This is a genomic window from Saccharothrix sp. NRRL B-16348, from assembly GCF_001280085.1.
Classification (GTDB): Bacteria; Actinomycetota; Actinomycetes; order Mycobacteriales; family Pseudonocardiaceae; genus Actinosynnema.
This window is the reverse complement of sequence record NZ_LGED01000001.1, coordinates 36,927-51,883: the sequence shown is the minus strand read 5'-3', so window position 1 is coordinate 51,883 and position 14,957 is coordinate 36,927. Positions and strand designations below refer to the sequence as shown.

Annotated in this window: 15 protein-coding genes; 5 read left to right on the top strand and 10 right to left on the bottom strand. The window is 72.5% G+C overall.

The genetic code is table 11. The annotated features are described in order from the left end of the window. Nucleotides 1-178 precede the first annotated feature (178 nt). From ADK67_RS00235 to iolD, 3 genes are read left to right on the top strand one after another with little or no spacing between them, the layout of a single operon-like run. On the top strand, nucleotides 179-1,198 hold the full coding sequence (locus tag ADK67_RS00235) for a Cgl0159 family (beta/alpha)8-fold protein (RefSeq protein WP_231647977.1): 1,020 nt from the start codon (nucleotides 179-181) through the stop codon (nucleotides 1,196-1,198). Further along, nucleotides 1,195-2,076 carry a 5-deoxy-glucuronate isomerase gene (iolB, locus tag ADK67_RS00230; RefSeq protein WP_053714283.1) on the top strand — a complete coding sequence of 294 codons (882 nt, stop codon included), beginning with the start codon at nucleotides 1,195-1,197 and terminating at the stop codon, nucleotides 2,074-2,076. Before ADK67_RS00235 ends, iolB begins: the two co-directional genes overlap by 4 nt. Beyond that, complete coding sequence (gene iolD, locus ADK67_RS00225) at nucleotides 2,073-3,920, top strand: 3D-(3,5/4)-trihydroxycyclohexane-1,2-dione acylhydrolase (decyclizing) (protein WP_053714282.1); 1,848 nt, start codon at nucleotides 2,073-2,075, stop codon at nucleotides 3,918-3,920. The genes iolB and iolD overlap by 4 nt, the downstream gene beginning before the upstream one ends. A 3-nt stretch (nucleotides 3,921-3,923) precedes the next feature. On the opposite strand, the gene ADK67_RS00220 is transcribed toward iolD, so the two are convergent. From ADK67_RS00220 to ADK67_RS00205, 4 genes are all read right to left on the bottom strand, one after another. Next, nucleotides 3,924-5,927: a tetratricopeptide repeat protein gene (locus ADK67_RS00220; RefSeq protein ID WP_053714281.1), complete on the bottom strand. Its 2,004-nt coding sequence runs from the start codon at nucleotides 5,925-5,927 to the stop codon at nucleotides 3,924-3,926. A gap of 7 nt (nucleotides 5,928-5,934) precedes the next feature. Beyond that, nucleotides 5,935-6,294, bottom strand: a complete 360-nt coding sequence (locus ADK67_RS00215) for a hypothetical protein (protein ID WP_053714280.1) — start codon at nucleotides 6,292-6,294, stop codon at nucleotides 5,935-5,937. Nucleotide 6,295: 1 nt separating this feature from the next. Further along, on the bottom strand, nucleotides 6,296-7,129 hold the full coding sequence (locus tag ADK67_RS00210; protein ID WP_053714279.1) for a hypothetical protein: 834 nt from the start codon (nucleotides 7,127-7,129) through the stop codon (nucleotides 6,296-6,298). A 105-nt stretch (nucleotides 7,130-7,234) separates the two neighbouring features. Next, nucleotides 7,235-7,849 (bottom strand): Crp/Fnr family transcriptional regulator, encoded by a 615-nt coding sequence (locus tag ADK67_RS00205; protein ID WP_231647952.1) that lies wholly within the window; start codon nucleotides 7,847-7,849, stop codon nucleotides 7,235-7,237. 419 nt (nucleotides 7,850-8,268) lie between these two features. Between ADK67_RS00205 and ADK67_RS00200 the strand changes: the two genes are divergently transcribed. Beyond that, on the top strand, nucleotides 8,269-9,330 hold the full coding sequence (locus tag ADK67_RS00200; RefSeq protein ID WP_053714277.1) for an NADH:flavin oxidoreductase/NADH oxidase: 1,062 nt from the start codon (nucleotides 8,269-8,271) through the stop codon (nucleotides 9,328-9,330). Between the two features lie 75 nt (nucleotides 9,331-9,405). On the opposite strand, the gene ADK67_RS00195 is transcribed toward ADK67_RS00200, so the two are convergent. Next, complete coding sequence (locus ADK67_RS00195; protein WP_053714276.1) at nucleotides 9,406-9,591, bottom strand: DUF3073 domain-containing protein; 186 nt, start codon at nucleotides 9,589-9,591, stop codon at nucleotides 9,406-9,408. Between the two features lie 162 nt (nucleotides 9,592-9,753). Here ADK67_RS00195 and ADK67_RS00190 point away from each other — a divergent pair, with 162 nt between their 5' ends. After that, nucleotides 9,754-10,635 (top strand): hypothetical protein, encoded by an 882-nt coding sequence (locus tag ADK67_RS00190; RefSeq protein WP_053714275.1) that lies wholly within the window; start codon nucleotides 9,754-9,756, stop codon nucleotides 10,633-10,635. On the opposite strand, the gene ADK67_RS00185 is transcribed toward ADK67_RS00190, so the two are convergent. The 5 genes from ADK67_RS00185 to ADK67_RS00165 all read right to left on the bottom strand — a co-directional run bounded on the left by ADK67_RS00185 (nucleotide 10,588) and on the right by ADK67_RS00165 (nucleotide 14,956). After that, nucleotides 10,588-11,784 carry an MFS transporter gene (locus tag ADK67_RS00185; protein ID WP_053714274.1) on the bottom strand — a complete coding sequence of 399 codons (1,197 nt, stop codon included), beginning with the start codon at nucleotides 11,782-11,784 and terminating at the stop codon, nucleotides 10,588-10,590. The two genes, ADK67_RS00190 and ADK67_RS00185, sit on opposite strands and share 48 nt — an antisense overlap. Before the next feature lie 46 nt (nucleotides 11,785-11,830). Beyond that, nucleotides 11,831-12,412: an RsiG family protein gene (locus ADK67_RS00180; RefSeq protein ID WP_053714273.1), complete on the bottom strand. Its 582-nt coding sequence runs from the start codon at nucleotides 12,410-12,412 to the stop codon at nucleotides 11,831-11,833. Nucleotides 12,413-12,472: 60 nt separating this feature from the next. Then, on the bottom strand, nucleotides 12,473-13,321 hold the full coding sequence (locus ADK67_RS00175; RefSeq protein ID WP_053714272.1) for a 3-keto-5-aminohexanoate cleavage protein: 849 nt from the start codon (nucleotides 13,319-13,321) through the stop codon (nucleotides 12,473-12,475). A gap of 103 nt (nucleotides 13,322-13,424) precedes the next feature. Then, entirely contained in the window at nucleotides 13,425-14,516 is a 1,092-nt protein-coding gene (gene ygfZ, locus ADK67_RS00170) for a CAF17-like 4Fe-4S cluster assembly/insertion protein YgfZ (protein ID WP_053714271.1), read from the bottom strand. Then, nucleotides 14,513-14,956, bottom strand: coding sequence for a Fur family transcriptional regulator (locus tag ADK67_RS00165; RefSeq protein WP_269435967.1), 444 nt, complete (start codon nucleotides 14,954-14,956; stop codon nucleotides 14,513-14,515). The genes ygfZ and ADK67_RS00165 overlap by 4 nt, the downstream gene beginning before the upstream one ends. Nucleotide 14,957 lies beyond the last annotated feature (1 nt).

Genomic DNA, 14,957 nt, shown 5'->3' with positions numbered 1-14,957 from the left:
GGTTAAACGAGTACCGAGCGCCCGACAACCACCACCCGTACCCACCACCCCCAATCCGCCCCTCCACCACCACCTCAACACCCACCCCGACCACCTACCCGACCACCGCAACCACCTCGCCGACCGCAGCGCTTGGACCGCCCGCGGCGCTTGCGGCGACCACGGCGGGAGGCGCGAGGTGATCACCGACGAGCAGTGGACGGCGCTGCTGGACACGCGGGCAACCGACCCGGCCGCCATCCGCCGCGCCTACCAGACCCGCCGGCGGCGGACCCAGTTGCTGTCCGACCAGGGCACCCTGTTCCTGGTGGCGGCCGACCACCCGGCCCGCGGCGCGCTGGGCGTCGGCGGCGACCCGCTGGCCATGGCCGACCGCCGCTCACTGCTGGACCGCCTGCTCACGGCGCTGGCGAACCCGGCGGTGGACGGGGTGCTCGGCACGCCGGACGTGATCGAAGACCTGCTGCTGCTCGACGGCCTGCACGACAAGGTCGTCATCGGCTCCATGAACCGCGGCGGGCTGGCGGGTGCGGACTGGGAGATCGACGACCGGTTCACGGCGTACGACCCCACGTCGATCGCGGGCAACGGGTTGGACGGCGGGAAGATGTTGCTGCGGTTGGTCGACTCCGATCCCGGCACCGTGCCGACGCTGGAGAGCTGCGCGGCGGCGGTGTCGGCGTTGGCCGAGCGCAGCCTGATGGCGATGGTCGAGCCGCTGCCGTACGCGCGGAACGCGGCGGGGGATCTGGTGTTGCAGAAGGACTCGGCCGCGTTGGTGCGGGCCGGGAGTGTGGCGGCCGGGTTGGGGGTGACGTCGGCGTTCACCTGGTTGAAGCTGCCGCCGTCACCCGATGAGGTGCTCGGTGCGACGACGTTGCCCGCGCTGGTCCTCGGTGGCGTGCCGTCCGCGCGGCTGAGTGACGACCTGGCGTCGTGGGGACGGTCGCTGCGTCACCCGACCGTGCGTGGGCTGGTCATCGGGCGCGCCTTGCTCTACCCGCCGGGTGGTGACGTGGCGGCGGCGGTCGAGGCGGCGGCGACGGTGTTGCGCGCGGCGCGTGAGGTGGATCGGTCGGGGGTCGGCGGGGAGGGAGTGGAAGGTGGGGAGGGAGTGGAAGGTGGGGAGGGAGTGGAAGGCTGCGAGCGAGTAGGCGGGGGAAAGGGTGTGGGCGGCGGAGAGGGAGTGGTGGGATGAGTTTGCACCGGCCGTTGGGCACGTTGGCGAACGGGGAGAACGCGGTCGAGCTCACGGCCGACGTGGCCGGGTGGGATCACGCCGGGTTGCGCGTGTTGTTGTTGCACCCCGGTGGGATGACCACGTTCGAGACCGGTGACTACGAAGCGTTCGTGCTGCCGCTCTCCGGCGGCTGCGTGGTCGAGGTCGACGGCGAGCGGTTCGAGCTCAGGGGGCGGGATTCGGTCTTCACCCGCGTCACGGACTTCGCCTACCTGCCGCGGGACGCCACCGCAAAGCTGTCCACAAAGGACGGTGTCGAGATGGCGCTGCCGATGGCGCGGTGCGACCGCAGGCTAGACCCGAAGTACGGCCCGGCCGAGGAAGTCCCCGTCGAGGTCAGGGGCGCGGGCAACGCCACCCGCCAGGTCACCAACTTCGGCGTCCCCGGCACCTGGGACCACGCCGACAAGCTCATCGCCTGCGAGCTGATCACCCCCGACGGCAACTGGTCGTCCTACCCGCCGCACAAGCACGACCACACCTGCGACGTCGTCAACGAGGAGATCTACTACTTCCGCATCGCCGGCCGCGACAAGATCACCCCATCGCGTGAAGGCTTCGGCTTCCACCGCACCTACACCGACGACGGCGGCATCGACGAGGACGTGCTCGTCCGCGACGGCGACGTCTTCCTGATCCCCCGCGGCTACCACGGCCCGTGCGTCGCCGCGCCCGGCTACCCCATGTACTACCTGAACGTGCTGGCCGGCCCGAACCCCGAGCGGTCCATGGCGTTCTGCGACGACCCCGCGCACAGCTGGATCCGGGACACCTGGGCGAGCCAGGACCTCGACCCCCGCTGCCCCGTCACGACCGCGGAAGGACGGGTGGAATGAGGCTCACCACCGCACAGGCGCTGGTCCGCTGGCTCAAGGCCCAGCACACCGAACTGCCCGACGGCTCGCGCGCCCCGCTGTTCCCGGGCGTCTTCGCGATCTTCGGCCACGGCAACGTCCTCGCCCTCGGCAACGCCCTGGAGGAGGCCAAGGCCGACCTCCCCGTCTGGCGCGGCCACAACGAGCAGGGCATGGCGCTGGCCGCGGTCGGCATCGCGAAGGCCACCCACCGCCGCCAGGTCGGCGTCGCCACGTCCTCCATCGGCCCCGGCGCGCTCAACATGGTCACCGCCGCCGGCGTCGCCCACGCCAACCGCCTGCCCCTGCTCCTCCTGCCGGGTGACACGTTCACCAGCCGCGCGCCCGACCCGGTGCTCCAGCAGGTCGAGCACTTCGGCGACCCGACGACCACGGTCAACGACGCGTTCCGCGCGGTCAGCCGCTACTTCGACCGCATCACCCGCCCCGAGCAGCTGCTCAACACCCTGCCCCAAGCCGCACGCGTGCTCACCGACCCCGCCGACTGCGGCCCGGTCGTCCTCGCCCTCCCGCAGGACGTGCAGGCCGAGTCGTTCGACTTCCCGGACGCCCTGTTCACCACTGTCCTCCACCGCCCGCACCGCCCCCGCCCGGACGTCCGGGCCCTCGCCGACGCCGCCGCCACCCTCCGCGCCGCGCGGAAACCGCTGCTCGTCCTGGGCGGCGGCGTCCGCTACTCCCGCGCCGCCGGCCGCGCGATCCGCTTCGCCGAGCAGCACGCCCTCCCGATCGTCGAGACGACCGCCGGCCGCACCGAGGTCCCGCACGACCACCCCCTGCACGCCGGACCGCTCGGCATCACGGGCTCCACCTCGGCCAACGCCCTGGCCGCCGAGTCGGACGTCGTCCTCGCCGTCGGCACCCGCCTGCAGGACTTCACCACCGCGTCGTGGACGGTCTTCGCCCCGGACGTCCGGATCGTCTCCCTCAACACGGCCCGGTTCGACGCGGTGAAGCACGGGGCGCTGTCCCTGGTCGCCGACGCCGACGAGGGCCTGCGCGAACTCACCGACGACCTCGGGGACTGGCGGGCCGACCCGACCTGGGCCGCCCGCGCGGCCGAAGAACGCGGCAAGTGGGACGCGCACGTCGACGGCTTGCGCGCACCCGGTGGCACGCCGACGTACGCGCAGGTCGTCGGCGTGGTGAACGAGGAGTCGACGCCGGAGGACTACGTGATGACGGCGTCCGGCGGCCTGCCCGGCGAGCTGATCGGCGGCTGGCGCGCGGTCGGCGAGGCGACGATGGACGTCGAGTACGGCTTCTCCTGCATGGGTTACGAGCTGGCGGGGGCGTGGGGCGCGGCGATCGCCCGGCCGGACGGCGTGGTGACCACGCTCGTGGGTGACGGCTCCTACCTGATGCTCAACTCGGAGTTGTTCTCGGCGGCGTTCGCCGGGCACGGTTTCGTGGCCGTGGTGTGCGACAACGACGGCTACGCCGTGATCCACCGCCTCCAGACCGGCCAGGGCGGCGCGGGCTTCAACAACCTCTACGACGACGTGACCACACGGCACACGCACCCCCCACGCACGGATTTCGCCGCGCACGCCGCCTCGATGGGCTGCGCGACGTTCCCGGTGGACGACCTCGACGGCCTCCGTGCCGCCTACCGCGAAGCCCGGGAAGTCGCGAAGACCGAACACCGCCCGGCCGTGGTCGTGATTCGCACTCACCCGTCCGCGTGGACCGATGCGGGCGCGTGGTGGGAAGTCGGCGTGCCGGAAGTCGCGCACCGCCCGGAAATCACCGCGGCGCACGACGAAGTGGCCGCCGGAAAAGCGAAACAAATTCGCTACCTCTGACCGCTATCCGTGACCGCCGAGTTCCGCGAGCCACCGTTCGACGTGGCTCGCGGACTCCGAATCCCCGAACCCGCGGAACACGTCCCGCGCCTCGCCCCAGTATTCGCGCGCCTTCTCCACGAGCCGGACGCGCTCGTGCGCGATCCCGAGGTTCACCAGGACTTTCGCCGTGCCCAGGCGATCACCGACCGCGCGGAAGATCTCCAGCCCCTGCAACGACAGCGCCCGCGCGCCGGCGAGGTCACCGGTCTGCAGCGCCAGGTTGCCCAGGTTGGCGAGCACCCGCGCCTCCCCGTGGACGTCGCCGACCCGCCGGTACATCTGGCGCGCGGCCATGAAGTGCACCTGCGCCATGCCGAACTCGCGCTGCCAGCACCGCAGCGTGCCGAGGTGGTTGTAGACGATCGCCTGCCAGCGCCGGTCGCCCAGCTCGATGAACATGTGCGCCGCGCTGACGTAGAGCCGGCCCGCCAGGTCGAAGTCGCGCAGGTCGAGCGCGAGGTCGCCGAGGGTGTTGAGGGCGATCGCCTCGCCGTGCTTGTCCCGGAACCCGCGGTGCCGGGCCAGTGCCCGTTCGCACAGCTCACGAGCCTCGTCGAACCGCCGTTGCTCCAGCACGAGCATCGCGAGCCGGTTGAGCAGCACGCGTTCGTCGCGCCACCGGTTCCGGCGCTCGGCCGCGACCAGCGCGTGCCGGTAGGTGGACTCCCAGTCGTCCCACCGCGTCGTCGGCGCGGACGAGTCGCCGATCGCCACCGCGAGGTCGACGGCCCGGTCGTCGTCGGCCAGCTCGACGACCGCGACCAGGTTCGTGCGCTCCACCCCGATCCACGACGGCGAGGCGGCGCGGGCGGCCGACACGTAGTGGTCCAGCAGGCGTTCGAACGGGCTCCGGCGGTCGGGCTCGTCACGGGCGCAGCACTCCTCGGCGAAGATCCGCAGCAGGTCGTGGAACCGGACCCGCCCCGGACCGGCCGGCTCCACCATGTGCGCCCGCTTGAGGCCCGCCAGCAGGCGTTTCGCCTTGTCGACCGGCTCGCCGACCAGTGCCGCGGCCGCTTCCGCGCTCGTCTGCGCGCCGGGGTTGAGCGACAGCAGCCGGAACGCCCGCCGCTCCGGCTCGCGCAGCCGCTGGTAGGACAGCTCGAACGCGGCGCGCACGGCGTAGTTGCCCGCGTACTCCAGCTCGTCCAGGCGGTTCGTCGCGTTGGCCACCAGGTCGACGAGGTCGCGCACCGACAGGTCGACGTCCTCGGCGAGCAGCGCCGCCGCGATGCCCAGCGCCAGCGGCAGGTGCCCGCACAGCGCGGCCAGCTCGGCGACCGGGCCGTCCAGGACGCGCTCGGGGTCGCGGGTGCGGACGGCGGCCCTGATCAGCTCCTCCGCCTCGGCGGGCGGCAGCACGTCCACCCGGACCTGGTGAGCGCTCAGCTCGCCGAGCACCTCCCGGCTGGTCACCAGCACCCGGTGCTTCCCGCCACCGGGCAGCAAAGGGCGGACCTGGTCGGCGGACGAGGCGTTGTCCGCGACCACCAGCACCGGCTCGGCGCGGTCGGCCAGCACGGACCGGTAGAGGTTGGCGCGGGCCGCCGGGTCCGCGGGCACGTGCTCACCGGGGACGCCCAACGCGTGCAGGAACACCGAGAGCGCCTCGGCGGGCTGGACCGGGCTGTCCGAGTAGCCCCGCAGGTCGATGAACAGCACGCCGCCCGCGAACCGGCTCGCCGCCCGCACGGCGAGGGTCGTCTTGCCGACCCCGGCCAACCCGGCGACGGCCGTGACCAGCACCGGACGAGGCGAGGTCAACGCCTCCGCCAGCTTCGCCAGGTCCTGCGCACGTCCGGTGAACGCCGCCTCCGTCGGCGGCAGGCCGGCCAGCGCGAGGGGCGGGTCCGGGCGCACGTGGAGGTGCGCGACGTGCCCCGCCTGCACCACCGTCCCGGCGGTCACGGTGCCGCTGATGTCGTTGTTCACCACGTCGGCGGCGCTGACGTCGTGGTCGGCCACCGCCCGGTCACCGCCGGCTGGTGGCCCCGGCGGCGAAGTCCTCGGCCGCGCGCGGCAGGGCGGGGCTCACGTCGTGCAGCACCGCGCGCAGCGGCCCGGCGGCCTCCGGGCGTTCCCACAGCATGGTGTGGATCGAACCGCGCCACTCGGTGGTGAACTCGGCCCGCGCCAGCTCCAGCCGCACGCGCGGCGCGGCGACGAGCCGGCTGCGCGCCTCGTCCATCCGGGCGCTGACCAGGTCGACCAGGTCGGGCGCGAGGGCCGCCGCCACCCGCGCCCGCAGGTCGGGCCACTGCTCGGTGTCCGCCACGGTCGCCAGCGCGCCGGCCGCCGCGCCGGCGAGGAGTCTCAGCGGTTGCTCGCGCACCTCACGCCCTCTCGTCGGTGTCCCTGCGGTAGGAGGGGCCGAAGTGCGAGCCCCGCTGGTCGTTGCGGTCGAAGTGCTGGATCACGTCGGCCTTCTGGTTCGTCACGTACGCGTCGCGGGCCGCCTGGATCACCGTCGACGAGCCGGAGGCGACCGCGTGCTGGTTCACCGTGGACGGCGAGTCGACGACGGGCGACACCGGGTCGGCCGCCGACTCGGCACCGGGCTCGGCGCCGGGCGCCGCGTCCAGGACGAGGGAGTGCACGTCACCGCTCGGCAGCCACATCCAGCCGTGCCCCCGGAAGGTCTTCACCTGCACGTCCACGCGCCGGAAGTCCTCGGGCCGCAGCGTGGTGTACCGGGCCGCGACCAGCGAGGTGAACAGGGAGTCGGACAGCACCACGACGAGGTCGGAGTTCGGCGACTGCTCCAGCGCCGCGTGCGCCGGCTCGCTGTTGAGCAGCCTGCTGACCAGCACGGCGTCCTGCCCGGGGTAGCCGTTGGCGCCCTCGACCGTGGTGCCGAAGTGGATCGCCATCCGCATCCGCAGCTTGGCCTCCGGCACCCGGTAGCGGTTGGTGGCGGCCAGCTCGGCGTCCAGCGCGCGCACGTACCGGTCGACGACGTCGCCCTCCGGCGTCTCGGCGGGCAGCACGGCCCACTCCTCGTCGCCCTTGGCCTGCCGCCGCCACGCCGAGCGGTCGAGGCCCGCGGCCTCGCCCGCCCGGTCCAGGCTGCGCACCAGCAGCTCCTGGAGCTCGCGCTGGAGCAGGTCGTCGGCCGACCCGTAGCTCCTCAGGTCACAACACACCAGCAGACTGCGCTGGAAGCTCATCGGCCAAGCCTTTCGACGGGTGCTGACGCACTGCGGACACACGACTGCGCAGAGTCACTGTGGACTACTGCATCGGCGGGAATACCGCAGAAATGCGGTCTCGCGTCAGAAGCCCGCGAATTTCCTCAGCCCCGCCAGATCCGGCACCAGCACGTCACGCCTCAGGTGACTCACCACCACCCCCGCTTTTCGCAGATCGGAGAACGCCTTCTCGGCCGTGCGCGGCTTCATCCCGGCGATCGAGGCGAGTTCCACCTTCGTCAGCGGAATTCCCAACGTCCACCCGTGCGCCTCTTCGCGCCCGTAGGTCTGCACCAATTCGGCCAGCACCCGGGCCACCCGTTCGGCGGCCGGGTGGGACAGGAAATCCCGCCGGCGCTGGTTCGCCCAGCGCAGCCGGTCGTTGATCATCCCGATCAATTCGACGAACACGTCGTTGCGCCGGTGCAGGAAGCTCATCAGCTCACCGCTGGTGATCAGCTTCGCGACCACGTCGCCGCACGTGACGACGGTGGCCGAGCGCGGCTTCTGGTCCAACGCCGCCATCTCGCCCACCAAGTCGCCCGCGACCCTGATCGCGAGCAGCGCCGTGTCACCCGTCTCGTCGGTGGTCTGCACCTTGACCACGCCGTCGAGCAGCAGAAGGACATGAGTGTCCTTCGCGTCCTGCTCGATGACCTCGCGGTCGGCCGTGTACCGCACGACCGTGCCGATGTTCAACAGCTCTTGTCGGGTGTTGTCTCGGAGGCGACCCAGGAGGCTGTTGCTGGGCCACCCTGGATCCTGTGTCATCGTGGTCGGCATGGGCAGCATGTGGATCCTGTTACTGTCGTGACCGGCGGGAACTTCCAATGGGCCGACCTGCGTCGGGCGGCAAGTGATGGTCTCCCCGAACGTGATGCGGACAGTACACCCGAATGGGCGTAACTGGTGTCCTCTTGTTCGGCGTTTTGCCGGCCGACCCCCCTTTGAAGATCACGTGCGAATGCACGCGCAATACCGAATCGAATGGAATTGCGCAGCTCCCGCGAGGTGGGACGGGTGCCACACCGGGGAACAAGGGGCCGATCCGGTGAGCTTGGACGTGATGACGCGCCGCAAGGCCCGTTGTCGGACCGGAACGCTTCCAGGAGTCGCACGTGAGCCAGCTGTTCAGCCCGCTGACCCTCCGCACCGTCACGCTGCCCAACCGCATCGCGGTCAGTCCCATGTGCCAGTACTCGGCGCGGGACGGCCACCCGAACGAGTGGCACCTGGTGCACCTCGGCTCGCGCGCGGTCGGCGGCGCGGGTCTCGTGTTCACCGAGGCGACCGCGGTGCAGGCCGTCGGGCGCATCTCGCCCGAGGACACCGGGCTGTGGGACGACGCGCACGTCGAGTCGTGGCGGGGGATCGTGGACTTCATCCACGCGCACGGCGCCGTCGCGGGTGTGCAGCTCGCCCACGCCGGCCGCAAGGGCTCGACCTACGCGCCGTTCGCGCCGCAGCGGGGTGGGGTCGCGGACGCCGACGGCGGCTGGACGCCCGTCGCGCCGAGCCCCGTGCCGTTCCACGAGACCTACCGGACGCCGGCGGAGCTGGACGGCGAGGGCATCGCGCGGGTGGTCGCCGACTTCGCCGCGGCGGCGAAGCGCGCGCTGGCGGCAGGCTTCCGGGTGGTCGAGGTGCACGCCGCGCACGGCTACCTCCTGCACGAGTTCCTGTCGCCGCTCAGCAACCACCGCACCGACGCCTACGGCGGTTCCCCGGAGAACCGGACCCGGCTGGTGCGCGAGGTCACGGCCGCCGTCCGGGAAGCCGTCGGCGAGGACGTGCCGGTGTTCGTGCGCATCTCCGCCACCGACTGGGTCGAGGGCGGCTGGACCGCGGAGGACAGCGTCGAGCTGGCACGCGACCTCGCGGCCCTGGGCGCCGACGTGGTCGACGTGTCCACCGGTGGCAACACGCCCACGGCGGACATCCCGACCGGCCCCGGCTACCAGGTGCCGTTCGCCGAGGCCGTACGGCGGAAGGCCGACGTGCCCACCGGGGCCGTCGGCATGATCACCGACGCCCGGCAGGCCGAGCAGGTCCTCGCCGATGGCTCGGCCGACCTGGTGCTGCTCGGCCGGGAGTTCCTGCGCGACCCGTACTGGCCGCGGCACGCGGCTCAGCAGTTGGGGGTGCAGGTCAGCCCGCCGAGGCAGTACGCCAGGGCGTAATTGGGCCCGCCGCAAAGGTTGGGCTGCCGGTCTGGAGAACCGGCAGCCCAACCTCAGCAGCGGGTGTTGTGTGTGTCAGCGACGGTAGTCGTCGTATTCGTCGTCCGACGGCTCGTCGGAGCGTTCATCGCTCCGTCGGCCAGCAGCGATCTCGCCGCCGGACAGCTCGCGTTGCAAGGCGTCGACGTCGATGTTGTGAGAGCTGTATTTGAGCTCCCGCGCCACCTTGGTCTGCTTGGCCTTCGCTCGGCCGCGCCCCATGGCTCGACCCCCTCGCACAGGGACGGGGGCGGCCGGGGGAACGGCGGCCCCACTCGTCTCGACAACTGGTTCCTGGTAACTACCGTACCGTGTCGAAGGGGTTCCCCGCGACGCGGTAGGCGTGACACGTCCCGCCAAATCTCACCGTGGGAGGATGCGCGGGTGCCTCAACCGTTCGTCGCCTACCTCAGGGTGTACGAACCGCTGTCGGCTCTTGACGCACCGTTGGCCGATCAGGTGCGAAAAGCCCTGGAAGACGGGGCCTTGAGCCGTGCGGACGTCGGCGCGCGCGAACGGGAGCTGTGGTTGCGATCACAACTGACCCGGCCGCGTCGCCTCCTGCCCGGTGAGCGGTCGGACGGCCGCGTCTCGCCCGACGCGCCGTTCGACGTGATGACCATCAGCCCCGCCGAGGTCCCGGGAGAGGTCGGTCCCGGTCCCCTGGTCTGCCCCCTCGACCTGCGCGCCAGGTCGGCCGCCGCGCTGGTCGGCTTCCTGGCCACGGCCACCGGCCCGCTGCGGGACGAAGCCGTGGCGGTCGAGCCGGAGGAGATCCGGTCGCGGGCGTCGGCGGTGATGGCCGAGCTGACCGCCGGTGCGGTGCACGTCATCTCCACCACCTGGACGGTGCCGCTGCCCTGGTTCGCGCTGGTCGAGCCGGAGGCGCGGCGGGTCGTGCTGGCGCCGAAGGACGACCCGGAGCGCCAGGTGTCGTGGCGGGTGTCCATGCCGGACGCCCGCGCGCGGGTGGCCAGGGCGCACCGGGTGGTGTCGAGCTCGCTGGGCGAGGCGGGCCCGGCCAAGGTGCTCGCGGACACCGGGCGCTGGCTCGACCACTTCGCGCCCGACTCGGCCGTCGAGCTGGACTACGGCGGGCTGGTGCAGCTCATCGACGACCAGGACCTGCTCGAGGACAGCTCCGCGATCGACGTGAACGCGATCGTGGACGCCCTGGAGACCGGTGACGCCGAGGAGGTCGCCCTCCGGTACGAGCGGCTACGGGAGTTCTGGGGCGAGCTCGCGCGCCGCGAACGGCACGGCTAGCAGCACGCGGGCGCCCACGGCCGCCGCGGCGGCCATGAGCAGGGCGGCGGGCCAGCCGAAGCCCACCGCCACCAGCCCGGCCAGCGGGGGCGTGACGGTGGCGCTCAGGTAGTTGGCGGTGTTCTGCATGCCGAGGGCGATGCCGGTCCGGCCGGGAGGCGCCAGCTCGCCCGCGGCGGTGATCGCGACGCCGTTCCAGCACAGGGCCAGCGCGGCGGTGGGCACGAGGACCGACGCCAGCACCCAGACCGGCGCCCGGTCGAGGGCCGCGCACAGCGCGAACCCGATCGCGATCAGCACGCTCAGCACCTTCAGCGGCTGGACCCTGGTCGCCGACCGGTCCGACCACACGCCCACGACCAGCCGGCCGACACCGCCGCTGACCTGGGCGGCGGCGAACAACCCGGCCGCCAGCCCCACGGCCACGCCCCGGTGGTCGTGCAGGAGCTCGACCATGAGGGCGGCGGCGGTGAACTGCGGCACGACCAGCAGGCCGCTCGCCGCGCTGAGCCGGATCAGGGCCGGGTCCTTGAGCACCACGCCGTGCCGCCCCTGGCCGGACCGCACCGCCCACGGCGGCTCCCGGATCCAGAGCGCCACCGCGATCGCGACGAACCCGGTGAAGCCCGCCAGCACCAGGAACGCGACCGGCACGCCGGCCCGGAGCGCGACCACGGGCAGCACCGCGGCGGCCAGGGCCGCGCCGAGCGGGGTGGCGGTCTGCCGGATGCCCATGGCGAGCCCGCGCCGCCGCGCGGGGAACCAGGTGAGCACCGCCCGGCCGCTGGCCGCGTTCACGCTCGCGCCGAACAACCCCACGCCGACCAGCGCCAACCCGGCCACCACCGGCCCGTCGAACGCCGCGAGCGCCAGGCACCCGGCCGCGCCGAAGCCGCCGATGGCCATGACCAGCCGCTCACCGCGCCGGTCGGCCGCCGCGCCCCACAGCACGAGGGTGAGCATGGTGCCCAGGTTGACCGCGCCGAGCAGCATCCCGACCTGCGGCAACGACAGCCCGAAGTGCGCGCGCAGCTGCGGTGTGATCGCGGGCAGGCCGAGGAACACCGCGGCGTTCGTGCCCTGGGCGACCGCGCCGACCGCGAGCACTACCCACCGGTAACCGGGCGCGGCGGAGCGTTGTTGTGCCATCAACCGGCCACGTTAGGCGGCCGGTCCACCCAGTGGGAGTGTGATCCTATTCCTTGGTACGGCCGGGGTTGGCCGGCCAGCCGCGCTCGGCGGCCAGCAGCTCGTCCACCGAGGCGCTGCCGCTCTGGTACCGCCCGGCGATCTCGGCGTTGAGGAAGTCGACCACGGCCTGCACCTCGCGCCGCCGTGACGAGACCGAGGCCTCTTCGCCGATGAACACCCGCAGCGCCAGGATCAGCTTGTCGTCCGTGAGCGCGCTCACGTCCGACAGGTCGACGTCCGAGACCAGTGCCTCGACGTGCCGCCGGTGCGCCTCCGCCCGTGACGGCTCCTGCGTCTGGTACCGCCCGAGGCCCGTGGCGGGCCCGACGGCGTTCGACGCGAGGATGGTCGCCAGCTGGTCGACCACCGCCGAACCGCCCGACGTCCGCCGCTCCTGCTCGGCCCGCACGATGTCGATCCGCGCGTGCAGCAGTCGCCGCAGGTACGACAGGTCGGTCTCCTCCTGCGCCGCTTCGTCGCGCAACGCGCGCACCTCGGCGAGCGGGAGCCGCTCGACCCCCTCGGTGTAGTCGGGGGCGAGCACCCGGTCGATACGGCGGCGCCCGCCAGGACGCACCTCGATCACGTACTCATCCTGAGGTAGTTCGTGTCCACCCGCCAACACAAACCTGCTTCCAAAGTTGTCTCAAACCTGTACCGGACTGCGCACGCCCAGGAGCGCACGTGCCTCCGCGGGCGGCAGCGGCGGTCGCTGGGCGATCTTCGCCAGTCCCGCCGCGCGGGCGACCAGTTGCGCGTTGTCCCGGACCGGCTGGCCCTTGGCGTACGAAACGGTGTCCTCCATGCCCACCCGGAGGTGACCGCCGGCGGCCAACGCCGTCAGCATCACCGGCAGGGTGGTCCGCCCGATGCCCGTCGCCGAGAACGACGCGCCCTCCGGCAGCAGCCGCAACGCCGCCACCAGCGTTTCCGCGTCGCCCGGCATGCCGCCCGGCACGCCCATCACCAGGTCGACGTGCACCTTGCCGCCCGCGGGCAGCCCGTGCTGGTCCAGCAGCCGCCGCAGGGACGCCAGCTGGCCGATGTCGAAGATCTCGTACTCGGGGACGATGCCCCGCTCCTGCATTCCCTTGTGCAAAGCGACCACGAACTCCCAGCGGTTCAGGAAGACGTCGTCGCCGAAGTTCACCGTGCCCATGGTGCAGGACGCCGAGTCGGGCAGGGCGTCGAGCACCTTGATCCGGTCGGCCTCCGGGTCCGTCACCGCGCCGCCCGTGGACAGCTGCACGATCAGGTCCGTCTGCTCGCGCAGGGCCGCGACCGTCTCCTTGAGCCGCCCGAGGTCCAGCGTCGGCCTGGTGTCCGCGCCGCGGATGTGCACGTGCACCATCGCGGCGCCGACCTGCTCGCACGCCCGTGCGGTGGCGACCAGCTCCTCCAGCGTGACCGGCAGCTGGGGGACGTCGGCCTTCGCGTGCTCGGCCCCGGTGGGGGCGACGGTGAGCAGCGTGCCGTGGGATCCGGGTCGGGACATGTCGTGATCCTGGCACAGAACCCGTTCGGGCTAGCGCCTCAGCGGTGCCCACCGGACCCGGAACCGCAGGCAGACGAGGTCGCCGGTTTTCCGGTCCGGATGATCAGCGGCCCAGGTTGCGCGCCGCCTCGCGCCCGAGGCCGGGGGTGTCCGGCGGCACCGAGTCCGGGTCGACGCTCGCCTGCACGCGGCGGTCCTCCGCGCCGACCAGCAGCTCCGTCTCCGGCGAGACCGACCGCTTGACCAGCGCCAACACGATCGTGCCCAGCTCGTGGTGCAGGGCGACGCTGCCGACGCGGCCGACCACGCGGTCGTCCACCAGCACCGGGTCGCCGGTCTCCGGCTGCACCTCGCGTGACCCGTCCAGGTGGAGCAGCAGCATCCGGCGCGGCGGCCGGCCGACGTTGTGCACCTTCGAAACCGTCTCCTGGCCCCGGTAGCAGCCCTTGTCGAGGTGCACGGCCTCGCCGATCCAGTTCACCTCGTGCGGGATGGTCTTCTCGTCGGTGTCCACGCCGAGCCGGGCGTGCAGGGACTCCACCCGCAGCGCCTCGAACGCCCAGCTGCCTGCCGGGCGGGCGCCCGCGTCGGTGAGCCTGCCCCACCAGTCGGCGATCTCACCGCGTGGGACGACCAGGTCGACCGCGTCCTGGCCGGGCCACGTCATGCGGCGGGCGAAGCCGCGCTCCAGGGCGACCACGCCGTGCGGGCCGGCGGGCAGCGGCACGTCCAGCTTGTCGAACAACCCGGCGACCTCCGGGCCGACGACGGTCAGCACCGCCAGCTCGGCCGTCGCGTCCCGCGGCTCGACCTTCGACCAGAAGACCATCTTGGTCAGGTACGCGAGCAGCTCGGCCGCCCGCGACGCCTCCGTGTCGAGGTAGACGACACCGCCGACGTTCGCCACCACGACGTGGTGCTCGACCCGGCCCTGCACGTCCAGGATCAGCGCCTCGGTGCCCGAGTCCTCGCCGAGCGCGGTGAAGTGCTGGCTGGTCAGCGAGTGCAGCCAGGTCAGCCGGTCGTCGCCGGGCACCGCGAGCACGGCCCGGTTCGACCGGTCGAACACCGCGACCGACCGCGCCGCCGAGCGCTGCTCCGCGAACGGGTCGCCGAAGTGCCACGGCACGCCCTGGTCGGGAGCACCCTCGAACGGGGCGACGGCGCCGGGGGCGGTCAACAGCGGTGAATTCACTCGGACTCCTTCGGTGCGCTCAGGCACTCGCGGCACGTGCCGGACAGCGCGAGGTGGCTCGCATCAAGTTCGAACCCGTACTCGTCCCGCAGTGTTCCCCCGAGGGGGGAGAGCAACTCGCACGGCACCTCGTCCACCCGGCCGCACCGGTGGCACACCAGGTGCACGTGCTCGTGCGCGTGGACCGAGTAGCTCGGCGCGCCGTGCCCGAGGTGGGTGTGCCGGACCAGGCCGAGCCGCTCCAGCAGGTCGAGCGTGCGGTAGACCGTGGTGATGTTGACCGTCGGCGCCGTGTCCTGGACGCGCTGGCAGATCTGCTCGGGCGTGGCGTGCCCCAGTTCGCGCACGGCGTCGAGCACGAGCTGGCGCTGGGGCGTCATCCGCAGGCCGCGTTCGTGCAGCGTCTTGCGCAGGGCTTTCGGAGCGCTGGCGGTGTCCACG